15 protein-coding genes and 1 riboswitch are annotated in these 16,769 nt (G+C 70.9%); of the genes, 8 read left to right on the top strand and 7 right to left on the bottom strand.

The features are described 5' to 3' along the window. Positions 1-231 precede the first annotated feature (231 nt). The 7 genes from ACIRPX_RS11890 to ACIRPX_RS11860 all read left to right on the top strand — a co-directional run bounded on the left by ACIRPX_RS11890 (position 232) and on the right by ACIRPX_RS11860 (position 9,739). Positions 232-996, top strand: coding sequence for a GntR family transcriptional regulator (locus ACIRPX_RS11890; RefSeq protein WP_404191922.1), 765 nt, complete (start codon positions 232-234; stop codon positions 994-996). 174 nt (positions 997-1,170) lie between these two features. Next, positions 1,171-1,434, top strand: a complete 264-nt coding sequence (locus ACIRPX_RS11885) for a DUF3311 domain-containing protein (protein WP_404191919.1) — start codon at positions 1,171-1,173, stop codon at positions 1,432-1,434. After that, entirely contained in the window at positions 1,431-3,059 is a 1,629-nt protein-coding gene (mctP, locus tag ACIRPX_RS11880; RefSeq protein ID WP_404191916.1) for a monocarboxylate uptake permease MctP, read from the top strand. The genes ACIRPX_RS11885 and mctP overlap by 4 nt, the downstream gene beginning before the upstream one ends. Positions 3,060-3,228: 169 nt before the next feature. Continuing rightward, positions 3,229-3,311, top strand: a riboswitch (cobalamin riboswitch). Between the two features lie 145 nt (positions 3,312-3,456). Further along, complete coding sequence (locus tag ACIRPX_RS11875; RefSeq protein ID WP_404191913.1) at positions 3,457-5,817, top strand: ribonucleoside-diphosphate reductase subunit alpha; 2,361 nt, start codon at positions 3,457-3,459, stop codon at positions 5,815-5,817. Next, complete coding sequence (locus tag ACIRPX_RS11870) at positions 5,817-6,830, top strand: ribonucleotide-diphosphate reductase subunit beta (RefSeq protein ID WP_404191910.1); 1,014 nt, start codon at positions 5,817-5,819, stop codon at positions 6,828-6,830. Before ACIRPX_RS11875 ends, ACIRPX_RS11870 begins: the two co-directional genes overlap by 1 nt. 270 nt (positions 6,831-7,100) lie before the next feature. After that, positions 7,101-9,149 carry a putative Ig domain-containing protein gene (locus ACIRPX_RS11865; RefSeq protein WP_404191907.1) on the top strand — a complete coding sequence of 683 codons (2,049 nt, stop codon included), beginning with the start codon at positions 7,101-7,103 and terminating at the stop codon, positions 9,147-9,149. A 110-nt stretch (positions 9,150-9,259) separates the two neighbouring features. Continuing rightward, a complete protein-coding gene (locus ACIRPX_RS11860; RefSeq protein WP_404191904.1) occupies positions 9,260-9,739 on the top strand; it encodes a hypothetical protein in 480 nt (159 codons plus the stop codon). Here the strand turns inward: ACIRPX_RS11860 and ACIRPX_RS11855 are convergent. Beyond that, positions 9,706-9,930: a hypothetical protein gene (locus ACIRPX_RS11855; RefSeq protein ID WP_404191902.1), complete on the bottom strand. Its 225-nt coding sequence runs from the start codon at positions 9,928-9,930 to the stop codon at positions 9,706-9,708. The genes ACIRPX_RS11860 and ACIRPX_RS11855 overlap by 34 nt on opposite strands. 93 nt (positions 9,931-10,023) lie before the next feature. Here ACIRPX_RS11855 and ACIRPX_RS11850 point away from each other — a divergent pair, with 93 nt between their 5' ends. Beyond that, positions 10,024-10,989 carry a GlxA family transcriptional regulator gene (locus tag ACIRPX_RS11850; RefSeq protein WP_404191899.1) on the top strand — a complete coding sequence of 322 codons (966 nt, stop codon included), beginning with the start codon at positions 10,024-10,026 and terminating at the stop codon, positions 10,987-10,989. A 5-nt stretch (positions 10,990-10,994) separates the two neighbouring features. Here the strand turns inward: ACIRPX_RS11850 and def are convergent, their stop codons facing one another. From def to sigR, 6 genes are all read right to left on the bottom strand, one after another. Further along, positions 10,995-11,645 (bottom strand): peptide deformylase, encoded by a 651-nt coding sequence (gene def / locus ACIRPX_RS11845; RefSeq protein ID WP_404191895.1) that lies wholly within the window; start codon positions 11,643-11,645, stop codon positions 10,995-10,997. Between the two features lie 127 nt (positions 11,646-11,772). Further along, on the bottom strand, positions 11,773-12,753 hold the full coding sequence (locus ACIRPX_RS11840; protein WP_404191892.1) for a tetratricopeptide repeat protein: 981 nt from the start codon (positions 12,751-12,753) through the stop codon (positions 11,773-11,775). 108 nt (positions 12,754-12,861) lie between these two features. Further along, positions 12,862-14,103 carry an HD-GYP domain-containing protein gene (locus ACIRPX_RS11835; RefSeq protein WP_404191890.1) on the bottom strand — a complete coding sequence of 414 codons (1,242 nt, stop codon included), beginning with the start codon at positions 14,101-14,103 and terminating at the stop codon, positions 12,862-12,864. Next, positions 14,100-15,410, bottom strand: a complete 1,311-nt coding sequence (locus ACIRPX_RS11830) for an HD-GYP domain-containing protein (RefSeq protein ID WP_404191887.1) — start codon at positions 15,408-15,410, stop codon at positions 14,100-14,102. The genes ACIRPX_RS11835 and ACIRPX_RS11830 overlap by 4 nt, the downstream gene beginning before the upstream one ends. A gap of 149 nt (positions 15,411-15,559) precedes the next feature. Beyond that, positions 15,560-15,862, bottom strand: coding sequence for a mycothiol system anti-sigma-R factor (rsrA, locus tag ACIRPX_RS11825; RefSeq protein WP_384250450.1), 303 nt, complete (start codon positions 15,860-15,862; stop codon positions 15,560-15,562). Next, positions 15,859-16,542 (bottom strand): RNA polymerase sigma factor SigR, encoded by a 684-nt coding sequence (sigR, locus tag ACIRPX_RS11820; RefSeq protein ID WP_404191883.1) that lies wholly within the window; start codon positions 16,540-16,542, stop codon positions 15,859-15,861. The genes rsrA and sigR overlap by 4 nt, the downstream gene beginning before the upstream one ends. Positions 16,543-16,769: the final 227 nt, after the last annotated feature.

The following is a 16,769-nucleotide window of genomic DNA, read 5'->3' as shown; positions in this document are numbered from 1 at the left end:
GGAGCTTGGACCAGACCAGAAGACCTGTCAAGAGTGCTCGAAACCCCTCTGACCAGCCGTTATGCGACCTACATATGCAAGGACCTTTAAGTAAGAAGGCAGCGAAAATCCCAACGCCGGAGTACTCTCTTCCGCTAGACCACTTGACCTGTGGACTAGACCAAAAGAGACGGCGCCGGTATACAGAAGGGATCACGAAGTGACCCTCATCCGGAGCCGGGAAGGCAGAACATGAGCACCGAGGTCAGCAGTGCGGAGAACGAGGGTGGAGCGAGTGTCCGTACCGCGCGCGTGCCCAAGTACTACCGCCTGAAGAAGCACCTGCTCGAGATGACGGAGACGCAGTCCCCGGGCACCCCGGTACCGCCCGAGCGCACCCTGGCCGCCGAGTTCGACACCTCCCGGACCACGGTGCGCCAGGCGCTCCAGGAGCTGGTGGTCGAGGGCCGCCTGGAGCGGATCCAGGGCAAGGGCACCTTCGTCGCCAAGCCCAAGGTCTCGCAGGCGCTGCAACTGACGTCGTACACCGAGGACATGCGGGCCCAGGGCCTGGAGCCGACCTCGCAACTGCTGGACATCGGCTACATCACGGCCGACGACCGGCTCGCCGAACTCCTCGACATCACGGCGGGCGGCCGGGTGCTGCGCATCGAGCGCCTGCGCATGGCCAACGCCGAGCCGATGGCGATCGAGACGACGCACCTCAGCGCCAAGCGCTTCCCCGCCCTGCGCCGGTCCCTGGTCAAGTACACCTCTCTCTACACCGCCCTCGCGGAGGTGTACGACGTCCATCTCGCCGAGGCCGAGGAGACCATCGAGACCTCACTGGCCACCCCGCGCGAGGCCGGCCTGCTCGGCACCGATGTCGGCCTGCCGATGCTGATGCTCTCCCGCCACTCGCTGGACCGGGACGGGCAGCCGGTGGAGTGGGTGCGCTCGGTGTACCGCGGCGACCGCTACAAGTTCGTGGCTCGCCTCAAGCGCCCCCAGGAATAGGGCCTGTTGCGAACGTCCCGCCGGAAGACGGGCCCGTCCGCCCGCCGCCGGGCCTTCACTGAATCGATACACCGATATGCGGACGAGGTCTTCCGTTTCCGGGACATGGTGACCTACATTGCCTGCGCATTACACAGGTGATCACAGGTGAACGCGAGGGGACGGAGCCGCACCATGTCCGAAGTGCCCGAAGTGAGACCACCGATGGTGACGCCGGTGCGCGTGGTCATCGCCATCTGCCTGATCGCACCGTTCGTGGCGACGCTCTGGGTCGGTTCGTACGCCAGGACCGGCCCCGAGTTCATCGGTATCCCGTTCTTCTACTGGTACCAGATGCTCTGGGTGCTGATCTCCACCGCGCTGACGATGACCGCGTACCAGCTGTGGCAGCGTGACCAGCGCGCCCGCGCCGCGCAGAAGGGCGGTGCGTCGAAGTGAAGGACGGCGTGAACGGCGTCGCGCTCGGCGTCTTCATCTTCTTCTTCGTGGCCGTGACCGTCATGGGCTTCCTGGCGGCACGCTGGCGCAAGGCCGAGAACGAGCACTCGCTCGACGAATGGGGCCTGGGCGGCCGGTCGTTCGGCACCTGGGTCACCTGGTTCCTGCTCGGCGGCGACCTCTACACGGCGTACACGTTCGTCGCCGTACCCGCGGCGATCTACGCGGCGGGCGCGGCCGGCTTCTTCGCGGTGCCCTACACCATCCTGGTCTACCCGCTGATCTTCACGTTCCTGCCCCGCCTGTGGTCGGTCTCGCACCGCCACGGGTACGTGACGACCTCGGACTTCGTGCGCGGCCGCTTCGGCTCGAAGGGCCTGTCGCTGGCCGTCGCGGTCACCGGCATCCTCGCCACCATGCCCTACATCGCGCTCCAACTGGTCGGCATCCAGGCCGTGCTGGACGTGATGGGCGTCGGCGGCGGCGACAGCACCAACGGGTTCGTGAAGGACCTGCCGCTGCTGATCGCCTTCGCCGTCCTCGCGGCGTACACCTACTCCTCGGGACTGCGGGCCCCCGCGCTCATCGCTTTCGTGAAGGACGCGCTGATCTACATCGTCATCGCGGTGGCGATCATCTACATCCCGATCAAGCTCGGCGGCTTCGACGACATCTTCGCGAAGGCGAGCGCGGCGTTCGCGCACACCAACCCGGCGACCGGCAAGCCGCGCGGCGCCCTCGTACCGCCGGGGACGGGCCAGTGGGCGTACGCCACGCTGGCGTTGGGCTCCGCGCTCGCGCTGTTCATGTACCCGCACTCGATCACCGCGACGCTCTCCTCGCGCAGCCGTGAGGTGATCCGCCGCAACACCACGATCCTGCCGCTGTACTCGCTGATGCTGGGTCTGCTGGCCCTGCTGGGCTTCATGGCGATCGCGGCCGGGGTGAAGGTCACCAACGGGCAGCTGGCGATCCCGCAGCTGTTCGAGAACATGTTCCCGGACTGGTTCGCGGGGGTGGCCTTCGCGGCCATCGGCATCGGCGCCCTGGTGCCGGCGGCCATCATGTCCATCGCGGCCGCGAACCTCTTCACCCGCAACATCTACCGGGACTTCATCAAGCCGGACGCGACACCGAAGCAGGAGGCCCAGGTCTCCAAGGTCGTGTCGCTGCTGGTGAAGGTCGGCGCGCTGGTCTTCGTCCTCACCATGGACAAGACGGTCGCCATCAACTTCCAGCTGCTGGGCGGCATCTGGATCCTGCAGACCTTCCCGTCCCTGGTCGGCGGCCTGTTCACCCGCTGGTTCCACCGCTGGGCTCTGCTCGGCGGCTGGGCGGTCGGCATGGTCTACGGCACCGTCGCCGCCTACGGCGTCGCCTCGCCGAGCCAGAAGCACTTCGGCGGCTCGGCGAAGGAGATCCCCGGTATCGGCGAGATCGGCTACATCGGCCTGACCGCGTTCGTCATGAACGTGGTGGTGACGGTGGTGCTGACCTTCGTCCTGAAGGCCGTGAAGGCGCCGGAGGGCGTCGACGAGACCGCGGTGGACGACTACACCGTGGACGCCGGCGACCCGGGCGTGCAGGTGGAACTGCCGCCCGCGACGGCGGCGGAGTCGCACTAGCGGAGGGCCGCTCGACGGGCCGCCGGGCAGACCCGGCGGCCCGTCGCCGTACCCCGGCACTCACTCTCCTCACCCATGAGTTGACGCTCTGACATCAGCGCGACACAACATATGGGGGTGCTTCTCACGCCCGGCACAAGATGTATGCTCATGCTCGCTGTCGCCGCAGGGGAATCCGGTGCGAATCCGGAACTGTCCCGCAACGGTGTACCCATCCGTGTTCGCACACGTATGGGCGTCAGTCCGAGGACCTGCCGACAGTGCGCCCGGCCGCCGTGGCCCGGGTGCTTCGACGTCCGGGCCTCGTGGAGTGGGCCGGTGGACGCGGCGCCGTCGTGCGCTCGTGGCTGCCCCCTGCCCTCCGCAAGGCCCCGTGCCGAGCGAGGGAGAGCCCCACGTGACCATCGCGCCAGCCGATCCGGCTTCAGCGACACCGTCCGCGACATCGGCCGACGACGGTCCCGGTGCCGCACTGCTGCGGACCCTGGCCGAACTGACCGCCGACCTCCCCGACGCCGACCCCGGCAGGGTCGCCGCCGCCGCGCTGCGCGGGCGGTCGGCGCGGGCGGACGAGACGGAGTTGCGCGAGCTGGCCACGGAGGCGGCCGCCGGCCTCATCTCGGAGGACCCCGCGTACTCGCGGCTGGCCGCGCGTCTGCTGACGATCGGCATCGCGGAGGAGGCCGCCTCGCAGGGCGTCACGTGCTTCACCGAGTCGGTCGCCGTGGGCCGTCGCGAGGGGCTCATCGCCGACCGCACGGCGGAGTTCGCCCGTCTGCACGCCGCGCGCCTGGACGCTCTCGTCGACCCCCGGGGGGACGACCGTTTCGGCTACTTCGGCCTGCGCACCCTGCACAGCCGCTACCTCCTGCGCCACCCCATCACCCGCAAGGTGATCGAGACGCCGCAGCACTTCATGCTGCGGGTGGCGGCCGGCCTCGCCGAGGACGACACCCCGCGGTCCGTCGACGAAGTCGCCGCGCTCTACGGCCTGATGAGCCGTCTCGACTACCTCCCCTCCTCCCCCACCCTCTTCAACTCCGGCACCCGCCACCCGCAGATGTCCTCCTGCTACCTCCTCGACTCCCCCAAGGACGAGCTGGACTCCATCTACGACCGCTACCACCAGGTCGCCCGCCTCTCGAAGCACGCGGGCGGCATCGGCCTCGCGTACTCCCGCATCCGCTCCCGGGGTTCGCTGATCCGCGGCACCAACGGGCACTCGAACGGCATCGTCCCGTTCCTGAAGACCCTGGACGCCTCGGTGGCCGCCGTGAACCAGGGTGGCCGGCGCAAGGGCGCGGCCGCGGTCTACCTGGAGACCTGGCACCTGGACATCGAGGAGTTCCTGGAGCTGCGCGACAACACCGGTGAGGACGCCCGCCGTACGCACAACCTGAACCTCGCGCACTGGATCCCGGACGAGTTCATGCGCCGGGTCGACGCCGACACGCAGTGGTCGCTGTTCTCCCCCGCGGACGTGCCGGAACTCGTCGACCTGTGGGGCGAGGAGTTCGACGCCGCCTACCGCGGGGCGGAGGCCGCGGGCCTGGCCCGCAAGACCGTCCCGGCCCGCGAGCTCTACGGCCGCATGATGCGCACCCTCGCGCAGACCGGCAACGGCTGGATGACCTTCAAGGACGCCGCCAACCGCACCGCCAACCAGACGGCCGAGCCGGGCCGCGTCGTCCACTCCTCCAACCTCTGCACCGAGATCCTGGAGGTCACGGACGACGGCGAGACCGCGGTCTGCAACCTGGGCTCGGTGAACCTGGGCGCCTTCGTCCAGGGGGGCGAGCTGGACTGGGAGCGGCTGGACCGGACCGTCCGCACGGCCGTCACCTTCCTGGACCGCGTGGTCGACATCAACTTCTACCCGACCGAGCAGGCGGGCCGCTCCAACGCGCGCTGGCGCCCGGTCGGCCTCGGTGTGATGGGCCTGCAGGACGTCTTCTTCCAGCTGCGCCTGCCCTTCGACTCCCCCGAGGCGAAGGCCCTGTCCACCCGCGTCGCCGAGCGCGTCATGCTCGCCGCGTACGAGGCGTCCGCCGACCTCGCCGAGCGCAACGGCCCGCTGCCCGCCTGGGAGCGGACCCGTACCGCCCGCGGCGTCCTGCATCCCGACCACTACGGTGTGGAGCCGGCCTGGCCGGAGCGCTGGGCGGCGCTGCGGGAGCGCGTCGCCGACGTCGGCCTGCGCAACTCCCTGCTCCTCGCCATCGCGCCGACCGCCACCATCGCGTCGATCGCCGGCGTCTACGAGTGCATCGAGCCGCAGGTGTCGAACCTCTTCAAGCGCGAGACCCTGTCCGGTGAGTTCCTGCAGGTGAACTCGTACCTGGTGAACGACCTGAAGGAACTCGGCGTCTGGGACGCCCGCACCCGCGAGGCGCTGCGCGAGGCCAGCGGCTCGGTGCAGGACCTCGCCTGGATCCCCGAGGACGTGCGGCGCCTGTACCGCACGGCGTGGGAGATCCCGCAGCGCGGCCTGATCGACATGGCCGCGGCCCGCACCCCGTACCTGGACCAGTCGCAGTCCCTGAACCTCTTCATGGAGACGCCGACCATCGGCAAGCTCTCCTCGATGTACGCGTACGCCTGGAAACAGGGCCTGAAGACGACGTACTACCTCCGCTCGCGCCCGGCGACCCGCATCGCCCGCGCGGCCCGCGCCACCGTCCCCGTCCAGCAGGTCGCCGACCCCGAGGCGGTCGCCTGCTCCCTGGAAAACCCCGAGTCCTGCGAGGCCTGCCAGTAATGACCACCCCTCACGCCCGTCTTCTCGACCCGGGCTTCGAGCTGACCCTGCGCCCCATGCGCTACCCGGACTTCTACGAGCGCTACCGGGACGCCATCAAGAACACCTGGACCGTGGAAGAGGTCGACCTCCACTCGGACGTCGCCGACCTCGCCAGGCTCAGCCCCGCCGAGCAGCACCTGATCGGCCGGCTGGTCGCCTTCTTCGCCACCGGCGACTCGATCGTGGCGAACAACCTGGTACTGACCCTCTACAAGCACATCAACTCCCCCGAGGCGCGGCTCTACCTGAGCCGCCAGCTCTTCGAGGAGGCCGTGCACGTCCAGTTCTACCTGACGCTCCTGGACACCTACCTCCCCGACCCGGAGGACCGCACCGCCGCGTTCGCCGCGGTGGAGAACATCCCCTCCATCCGTGAGAAGGCCGCGTTCTGCTTCACCTGGATGGACTCGGTGGAGAAGCTGGACCGCCTGGAGTCGCGGGCGGACCGCCGCCGCTTCCTGCTCAACCTCATCTGCTTCGCGGCGTGCATCGAGGGCCTGTTCTTCTACGGCGCCTTCGCCTACGTGTACTGGTTCCGCAGCCGCGGCCTGCTGCACGGCCTGGCCACCGGCACCAACTGGGTGTTCCGCGACGAGACGATGCACATGTCCTTCGCCTTCGACGTGGTCGACACCGTCCGCAAGGAGGAGCCGGAGCTCTTCGACGACGAGCTCCGCCGGCAGGTGACGGACATGCTGCGCGAGGCTGTCGAGGCCGAGCTGCAGTTCGCCCGCGACCTGTGCGGTGACGGCCTGCCCGGCATGAACACCGACTCGATGCGCCAGTACCTCGAGTGCGTCGCCGACCAGCGCCTGACCCGCCTCGGCTTCGCCCCGGTGTACGGCAGCGAGAACCCCTTCTCCTTCATGGAGCTGCAGGGCGTGCAGGAGCTGACCAACTTCTTCGAGCGGCGCCCGTCGGCGTACCAGGTGGCCGTGGAGGGCACGGTCGACCTCGACGAGGACTTCTGACGCCACCTTCCCGGACGGCCCATGGAGCGTCCATGGGCCGTTCATGGACCGTCCATGGATCTTCTATGGACCGGCCACGGAGCGGCAAAGTTCTGCGGCCGCTCCTTCTCCCGGGCCTCCGGGCGCGGCTAGGTTCTGCCTGTCCTGTTCATGCCATTCCCCATGGCATGGCGGGGTGTTCGAAATGTCATGCTCATGACTGCGCATTCTGCCGCCGCTACGCGCGTCACTGGGCCTGCCTGTAACCCCACCGATGGAGGCAGTACCCCCATGCGTGAGAAGCCCAGACGGAGTCTGCGAAGACTCCTCACCACCGCCATACCCGCGCTCGCCCTCGGCCTCGCCGGGCTCGTCGCGGCACCGGCACACGCGGCACCCGCGGTCCCGCACACCTCCCACGCCGCGCAGAACGCGAAAGCCCTCACCTCCCCCGAGCGGCAGACCTTCCACTCGACCGGCAAGGCCGGCCAGAAGGTGCCGACCACCCACCTGTGTGCCACGGCCGCGCCCGGTCACGCGTCCTGCTTCGCCCAGCGGCGCACCGACATCAAGCAGCGGCTGGCCTCCGCGGTCGCCGCCGCCGCGCCCTCGGGCCTCAGCCCGGCCAACCTGCACAGCGCCTACAACCTGCCCTCCACGGGCGGATCGGGCCTGACGGTCGCCGTCGTCGACGCCTACAACGACCCCAACGCCGCGTCGGACCTGGCCACCTACCGCTCGCAGTACGGCCTGTCCTCGTGCACCAAGGCCAACGGCTGCTTCAAGCAGGTCAGCCAGACCGGCTCCACCACCTCGCTGCCGTCCAACGACACCGGCTGGGCGGGCGAGGAGGCGCTGGACATCGACATGGTCAGCGCCGTCTGCCCCAACTGCAACATCATCCTCGTCGAGGCGAACTCCGCGAACGACACCGACCTCGGCATCGCCGAGAACGAGGCCGTCTCGCTCGGCGCCAAGGTCGTCTCCAACAGCTGGGGCGGCGACGAGGCCTCCTCGCAGACCAGTGAGGACACCGCGTACTTCAAGCACCCCGGTGTCGCGATCACCGTCTCCGCGGGCGACTCCGGCTACGGCGCCGAGTACCCGGCGACCTCCCAGTACGTGACCGCCGTCGGCGGCACCGCGCTCTCCAGCTCCGGCAACTCCCGCGGCTGGACCGAGTCCGTGTGGAAGACGAACAGCACGGAGGGCACCGGCTCCGGCTGCTCCGCCTACGACCCCAAGCCGAGCTGGCAGACCGACACCGGGTGCGGCAAGCGCATGGAGGCCGACGTCTCCGCGGTCGCCGACCCGGCCACCGGCGTGGCCGTCTACGACACCTACGGCGGCTCCGGCTGGGCGGTCTACGGCGGCACCAGCGCCTCCGCCCCGATCATCGCCGGCGTCTACGCCCTCGCGGGCACCCCGGGCTCGACCGACTACCCGGCGAAGTACCCCTACAGCCACACCGGCAACCTGTACGACGTCACCAGCGGCAACAACGGCTCCTGCTCCACGTCGTACTTCTGCACCGCGACCACCGGCTACGACGGCCCGACCGGCTGGGGCACCCCCAACGGCACCACGGCCTTCACCGCCGGCTCCAGCTCCGGCAACACGGTGAGCGTCACCAACCCGGGCAGCCAGTCCACCGCGACCGGCAGCTCGGCCGGCCTGCAGATCAGCGCGTCCGACAGCGCGGGCGCCACGCTCACCTACAGCGCCACCGGCCTGCCGACCGGGCTGTCCATCAACAGCTCGACCGGCCTGATCTCCGGTACGGCGTCCACCGCCGGCACCTACCAGGTCACCGTCACCGCGAAGGACAGCACGGGCGCCTCGGGCTCGACGTCCTTCACCTGGACGGTCAGCTCCAGCGGCGGCACCTGCACCGCGGCGCAGCTCCTGGGCAACCAGGGCTTCGAGTCGGGCAACACCGTCTGGAGCGCGACCAGCGGGGTCATCACCAGCGACAGCGGTGAGGCCGCGCGCAGCGGCTCCTACAAGGCCTGGCTCGACGGCTACGGCACCACCCACACCGACACCCTGTCCCAGTCGGTGACCGTGCCCGCCGGCTGCAAGGCCACCTTCACCTTCTACCTGCACATCGACACGTCGGAGACCACCAGCAGCACCGCCTACGACAAGCTGACGGTCACCGCCGGTTCCACGACCCTGGCGACGTACTCCAACCTCAACGCCGCCTCCGGCTACGCCCAGAAGTCCTTCGACCTGTCCTCGTACGCGGGCTCGACCGTCACCCTGAAGTTCAGCGGTGCCGAGGACTCCTCCCTGCAGACCAGCTTCGTCGTCGACGACACCGCCGTCACGACCAGCTGACCGGCATCACCCCCGGGCCCCGGCCGCCGCCTTCGCGGCCGGGGCTCCGGCGTGCGACGGGGCGTGGATCCGGGCGGGCGGGTGACACGTCAGAGGGAGAGGAGGTCCCCATGCGCCGAACGATCCCCCACACGACCCTCGCGGCCGCCGCGCTCGCCCTCGTCCTCGCCGGCTGCGGCGGCCCGTCCGACAGCGGCAAGGGCGGCGGCAGCAGCGTGTCGTCCTCGCCCACCCCCACCGCGAGTCCGTCCACCGGCCCGGCGAGCAGTCCCACGGGATGTGCGGCCCCGGCCCCGCTCACCGCCCACGACAGCGGCCGCACCGTGTGCCTGTCCGTCGGCGAGACGCTCCGCGTCAGCCTGGACGGCACCGCCGAGCGGCCCTGGAAGCCGGTCACCGTCAAGGGCTCCGGGCTGGAGGCCGCCAACAGCGGCATCGTCCTGCTGCCCGGCGACGCGAGCGCCGCCTACAAGGCCGTCTCCGCGGGAAGGACCCGGCTCGAGTCCTCACGGCCGCTGTGCGCCGCGCAGACCGGCCGGGTCTCGTGCCTCGGTATTCAGGAGTGGTGGGTGACCGTGGTGGTGAGGTAGCGCGGCCCGCGGGCGGGGTGTTCGGCCGGCCCGAGCACCCCGGCCGCGCGGTGCCCCCGCTCGGCCTCACGGATCTGCCGGTCGACACGACGGTCGTGGGCGATGCCGATCACCGCCGGGAGAACCATCAGGACGAGGATTCCGAGAACGGTCAGCATTCCGATCAGTCCTTCGATGTGTGCCGTATCCATAGACACCACTGTCGCGCCGTTAGCTCCTTACAAACAGTGGCAGGACTGCCGTAGACCCTCGATTTACTGCCAAGGGCGAGGCACACTGGAGAGATGCTGCAGAACGTCGCCGCCGTCGTCCTGGACGGTGTGAATCCCTTCGAACTGGCCGTCGTCTGCGAGGTGTTCGGCATCGATCGCAGCGACGACGGACTGCCCGTGTACGACTTCGCGGTCGCTTCGGCCGAAGGCCCGCTGCTGAACACGCGCGCGGGCTTCTCCATGAACGTCGCGCACGGCCTGGAGCGGCTGGAGGAGGCCGATCTGATCGCCGTGCCGGCCGGCGCCCGCTACGGGAGCCGGGAGTTCCCGCCCGAGCTGCTCGGCTCGCTGCGCCGCGGCGTCGAGCGCGGCGCCCGGGTGCTCAGCGTCTGCTCCGGAGTCTTCGTGCTCGCCGCGGCCGGACTGCTGGACGACCGCCGCTGCGCCGTGCACTGGCACGACGCGGACCAGCTGGCCCTGGCGTATCCGCGGCTGACCGTGGAGCCGGACGTGCTGTACGTCGACGAGGACCCGGTGATCACCTCCGCGGGCACCGCCGCCGGCATCGACGCCTGCCTGCACATCGTGCGCAAGGAGCAGGGCCCGGAGGTCGCCAACAAGATCGCCCGGCGCATGGTGGTACCGCCGCACCGGGACGGCGGGCAGGCCCAGTACATCGAGCGGCCGCTGCCCCCGTCGCACGGGGACACCGTCGCCGAGGTGCTGGTGTGGATGGAGCGGCATCTCGACGAGGAGGTCACGGTCGAACAGCTCGCGGCGCGCGCCCACATGTCGCCGCGCACCTTCGCCCGCCGCTTCCAGCAGGAGACGGGCACCACGCCCTACCGCTGGATCCTGCGGCAACGGGTGCTGCTGGCGCAGCGGTTGCTGGAGGGGACGGACGAGACGGTGGACGCGATCGCCTGGCGGGCCGGGTTCGGCAACGCGGCGGCACTGCGCCACCAGTTCGTGCAGGCGATCGGCACCACGCCGAACGCCTACCGGCGCACGTTCCGGGGCCCCGAGGCGGCCGCCTGACGGCCTCAGCCGTTGGCGACCACGGGGTAGCGGGGCTCGTTCTCCGCCATCTGCCGCAGCGCGTCCTTGCGTTCACGCTTGGAGAGACGGTCGATGTAGAGGTAGCCGTAGAGGTGGTCGGTCTCGTGCTGCAGGCAGCGGGCGAAGTAGCCGGTGCCGCGGACCTTGACCGGGTTGCCCTTCTCGTCCTGCCCGGTCACCTCGGCGTAGTCCGGGCGGGCCAGCGGGGCGTACGCGGTCGGCACGGACAGGCAGCCCTCGTTGCTGTCGTCCAGCCGGCGCCGCTCCGCGGGCAGGTCCACCAGCTTGGGGTTGCAGACGACACCGACGTGCCGCACGCCCTCGTCGTCGCCGCAGTCGTAGACGAAGACCTTCAGGTCGACGCCGATCTGGTTCGCGGCCAGGCCCACGCCCTCGGCGGTGCGCTGGGAGGCGAACATGTCCGCCACCAGCTGCTCCAGCTCGGGGCCGAACTCCGTGACGTCCCTGCACTCCTTGTGCAGCACCGGGTTGCCGACGACCGTGATCGGCCGCGAGGTGCCCCGCTCGCGCCAGGCCGCCTCGCGCTCCTCGGCCTCCCCGGTGTCGATGACGAAGCCCTCGTCGTCCACGGGGAGCACGCCCGCGTGCTGCTGATCGGTGTCCTGCTGCGCCATGACCGACGTAAGCCTTCCTCGGAAAAACAGGGGTGTGATGCTGATACAGGGTAAGGGGAAGCGCCCCCTTCAGGGGCGCGGGGAACTGCGCGACCAGCCACGACGAAACCGGCACTCGGCAACGGCGCTAGCAGACCTCCTCGAGATCCCGCCAGTCCCGCGAGTCAGGACTGTCGGCAACCCACCCGTCCAGCAGCCCCCGGACCAATGCGGCCGGGGCGGCGACGCCGCATTCCCGCTCCGGCACCCACAGCTGCCCGTCCGTCCGGTGCCCGAGCGGCCCCGGGTGCCCCGGCTCGCTGTGGTCGTGCGGATCGAGATGCTCACCGTCGCCCTCGTCCGAGGGCATACGGGACTCCGAGCACATGCGGCACAGCAGACGCACCGACGACGACCAGTCCTCCGCCGCGAAGCCGGCGTCGGAGGCGAGCTGCTCCAGGGCGTCCCGGTCCGCCTCCGTGGCGGCCTCCAGCAGCACCACCCAGGTCGGCACCGGCGAGGGCGCCCACAGCTCGATCTCGTCGAAGACCGGGTAGGAGTGCCCGGCCGCGGTGGTCCGCTCGCCGTGCGGGACCCCGTCGTGCAGCACGACCTCGCCCCAGCGCCGCCCGGAGGACGGCAGCGGGATGGACAGCACCTCGATCCGGGCGGGGTCCAGCCGCCGGCCCCACACCACCTCGGCCTCCCCCTCCGGGGACAGCCGTACGGCCGCGCTGCCCAGGTCCATGCCCACCGGCTCACCGGCCGACGTGCCGGCGCCCGGCACGTGCAGCCCGTACGCCTGCCAGGCCCGACGGGCCAGCGGCCAGTCCTGGAGCGCGGTGGCCGCGATGCCGACGTTCCACCAGTCGGGCGCCCCGGTCTCCCGGTCCAGCAGCGCGACGGCCCGCAGGCCGGCCGCGCGCGCCTGCTCCCAGTCGTGCCGGAACTTGTGCAGCAGCGCGAGGTTGAACCAGGACTCCGACAGCCAGGGCTCCAGGTCGGCGGCACGTGTCAGCAGCGCGCCCGCGTCCTCGTACCGGCCGTCGCCGATCAGGGTGAACGCGCGGTCCGTGGCCTGCCGCCAGGAGGCGGAGGGCCGGTGCCGTCCCTTGCCGAAGATCCTCACGATTCCCGCCTGCCAGTTCCTTGGAGTGGGCTGGCTAGTGCTGCCCCCGGACACCCTCTCATTCGCATCCAACCACGTACGGCTGGAAGGCCGCTCATTACCCATGGGTTACCCAGCCGAAGGCAAGGTCAGACTGTCTCGGGCCAGGACCCGGGCGAGCGATTCCACCACTTCGGGCGCGTACTCCTCCGCCGTGGCCAGCCGCAGTTCCTCCAGGGCCGTCAGGGGGCCGCCGGGCCCGGCGGCCCGCGCCTTCTCGTCGTAGGCGTTCACGGCCCGCACGATCCGCGCGGCGACGGGCTGGTCCCGGTAGGGGTCGGCCTGCCGCTCGACGACCACGGCGACCGCCGCGTCGACGCCGGTCTGGCGCACGACCGCCCCGCCGAGCAGGGCGATCCGCCGCTGCTCGGCGGTGGGCAGCAGCGCGGTCGCGCCCGCCGGCACCGGGTCGACCAGGCTGAGCTGGCCGATGTCGTGCATCAGGGCCGCGTACTCCAGCACGGTCAGCTCGGGGCGGGTGAGGCCGAGGTCCCGTCCGACGGCGCGGCTGAGGCCCGCCACCCGCCGGGCGTGCCCGGCGGGGGTGTACCCGGCGATCTCGGTGGCGCGGGCGAGGGAGGCGATGGTCTGCCGGTAGGTGGTCCGCACGGCGGCGTACCGGCGGAAGGACAGCTGGGTGAGCAGGAGCGGCAGTGAGAACACGGGCAGCGCCCACAGTCCTACGACGGCGACCGCGAGCGCCATGACCGCGCCCGTGGCACACACGGCCGAGCCGATGCCGAGGAGGGCGTGCAGTTCGTCACGCAGGAGCGGGCCGAAGGGCCACCGGGTGCGCGCGTGCGCCAGCGCGGCGGCGAGCACGGCGTCGCACAGCGCGGTGAGGGCGAGCAGGGCCAGCAGCAGCAGCGCGTACCCCGGACCGTGCCAGGCGTCGAACACGCCCCGGCTGTAGAGGGGCTGGAAGCACACGGCGGCGAAGCCGACGGTGATCACGCGCCGCGCCAGATGGTCGAGCACCGGCCCCTGCCCCCGCGCGACGTGCGGCACGCCGCCGATCAGTGCGGCCGCGAGCACGACGGCGACGACCTGGGTGACGCCGTGGTGCGTGGGCCGCCCGGCGTCCTCTCCGAGCAGCGCGTACGACAGGGCCCCGGCGGCCCCGAGGGGTGCGGCCTCCCTGACCCGGGCGCCGGTCCACCGGCTGAGCTCCCCGACGGTGACGAGCACCCCGAAGGCGAGTGCGGTGGGGCGCTCCTGCAGGCCGGTCCGGCAGGTGACGGCCAGCGAGCCCGCGGCGAGGAGGGCGGCGGCGGTGTGGATGAGGACCGTCAGCGGTGCCCGGCGGCTCATCGGTGGGCTCTCGGGCGGTCGGTGACGGGCACCGCCGGTGCCGGGACCTGCGGCCCCTCCTGAGCGGTGACCGAGGGATGCCAGCCGTGCCGGCCCAGCGCCCGCACCAGGGCCGTGACCATCCGCGGGTCGAACTGCGAGCCCGCGCACCGCCGCAGCTCCTCCAGCGCGACCGGCACCGGCCGGGCCCGCCGGTAGGAGCGCGTGGACGTCATCGCGTCGAAGGCGTCCGCCACGGCCACCACCCGCGCCGACTCCGGGATCTGCCCGCCCACCAGCCCGTACGGGTAGCCGCTGCCGTCCAGCCGCTCGTGGTGGTGCAGGACCGCGGCGCGGGCCTCGCCCAGAAAACCGATTCCGCGCACCATCTCGTGGCCGTACTCGGGATGCAGCTCGATCACCCGCCGCTCCTCGGGAGTCAGCGGCCCGTCCTTGCGCAACAGCCGTGTGGGGACGCCGAGTTTGCCCACGTCGTGCAGGATTCCGGCGAACCGCAGCACCTCGGTGCGCTCGTCGTCCAGGCCGAGCTCACGCGCGATCATCATCGAGGCCTGGCCGACGCGTTCGCTGTGGCCGCGGGTGTACTCGTCCTTGATGTCGACGGCCTGCACGAGCGCGCGGATGGTGGCCTGGTGGGCGGCGCGCTCACGGTGGGACTGCGCGAAGGCCCACCAGGACACGCACATCGGCAGCAGCACGAGCAGGGCGGCGACCGGTCCGTACGGGCTGCGCCACAGGACGGCCATCATCAGCCCGGCGAGCCCGTGCACGGCCACCGGCGCGAGGGAGCGCACGAACGGCCCGCGCCAGGCCCGGCGCAGCGGCACGCCCTCGGCCAGCGCGCGGACCCCGCCGTCCAGGGTGGCCAGCACCAGGCAGAACGCGAGCACCGCGGCACCGGCGGGCACCAGCAGGTAGGGGAAGTCGGAGGCCACGACCGCGTCCCGCCCGCTGAGCGCCCAGTGCACCCGGCTCGCGGCCCAGACCCCGAGGGCCAGCTGGGCGGCCCGCCAGATCCGGCGCACCTTCCGCGGCCGCTGGTGGACCGGGGAGAGCAGCGCCCCCGGCAGCGCCACCAGGGCGGCGGCAGGCGGGGGCAGCAGGAAGGCCCCGGCGAGGAGCACGGGGTAGAACGTTCCGGCAAAGCGCCGACGGGCGGCGGCCTGCTCGCAGCAGGCGTAGAGCGCGGCCAGCAGGGCGACCGCCCACCAGGGTGTGTGCGTGCCGGGCAGCGGGAGCAGGCACAGCACCACGCCCACGACCGCGCAGGCCACGTACGCGCGTGCCCGTGCCGGAACGACCTCCATCACGCCCCTCCGCCGGCCGATGCTGCTCAGGCTGAGGAGCGTAGAGGGGCTGGAGGGGGCCGCGGGGCCGGGAACGGTCGATTAGCACGTTCGGGTGACGGCGGCCCGTTCCAGGTGCGCCCGGCGCGAAGGCGTGCGCCGACGGGAGTTCAGGACTCCTGCGGGCTCGTGGTGATGTCGTGCTCGGGGACGGCCTGTCCGGAGCGGATCAGATCGATCCGCCCCATGACCTTGGACCGCAGGTCCGTCGGCACGTCGTCATGCCCGCAGCACCGCTTCACGAGCTTCTTCACGGCCTGCTCCAGGCCGTACTTCTCCAGGCACGGCGAGCACTCCTTGAAGTGCTGCTTGAACTTGTCGCGATCGACGTCCGGCATCTCACTGTCGAGGAACTCGTAGAGATGATCGAGGACCTCGCTGCAGTCCGTCTCGTGCGGCTCTCCGCAGCTCATGAGCCCGAGCCTTTCGCTTCGTTCGACTCTCCGGCGCCGGCCGGGACCAGCCCGCGCTCACGGGCGTAGTCCTCGAGCATGCCGCGCAGTTGACGGCGGCCCCGGTGCAGCCGGGACATCACCGTACCGATGGGTGTCCCCATGATGTCCGCGATCTCCTTGTACGCAAAGCCCTCTACGTCGGCGAGGTAGACGGCGATGCGGAATTCCTCGGGGATCGCCTGGAGCGCTTCCTTCACGTCCGAGTCCGGCAGATGGTCCAGCGCCTGCGACTCCGCGGAGCGCAGACCGGTCGACATGTGCGACTCGGCGCGGGCGAGCTGCCAGTCCTCGATCTCCTCGGCCGCGGAGCGCTGGGGTTCACGCTGCTTCTTGCGGTACGAGTTGATGAACGTGTTCGTGAGGATCCGGTACAGCCACGCCTTGAGGTTGGTGCCCTCGCGGAACTGGTGGAAGGACGCGTACGCCTTGGCGTACGTCTCCTGCACCAGGTCCTCGGCGTCCGCCGGGTTGCGCGTCATGCGCAGCGCCGCCGAGTACATCTGGTCGAGGAATTCGAGCGCGTCCCGCTCGAAGCGCGCGCTGCGCTCCGAAGTCGACTCCGCGCTCACGCCCTGGCCCTCGGGCTGCTCCGCCTGGCCGTTGTCGGTCCCTGCGTCGGTCCCAGTGACCGGACCCACCTCCTCAAGATTCCGGGCGGAGCCGAAACCGGTCCCACCAGAATCGGAGGATAGACGACGACCCGTCCCGCCCGCCCCTCGAATAGGGGTGGTCTTGGCCGCAGTCAGCACCGTCCAGTCCAGGTCAGTGCGGCTGCTGCGGCTCGGGCATGCGGTCGAACCCATGCGGCTGACTTCCTCTCCCACGACGTCGGTGCTGGTGTTTCAGCACTTCTGTGGGGCACAAC

The sequence above is a fragment of the Streptomyces sp. NPDC101225 genome (genome assembly GCF_044767585.1).
Taxonomy (GTDB): Bacteria; Actinomycetota; Actinomycetes; order Streptomycetales; family Streptomycetaceae; genus Streptomyces.
The sequence above is the reverse complement of the archived record's forward strand: the minus strand, read 5'-3'. Positions and strand labels throughout refer to the sequence as shown.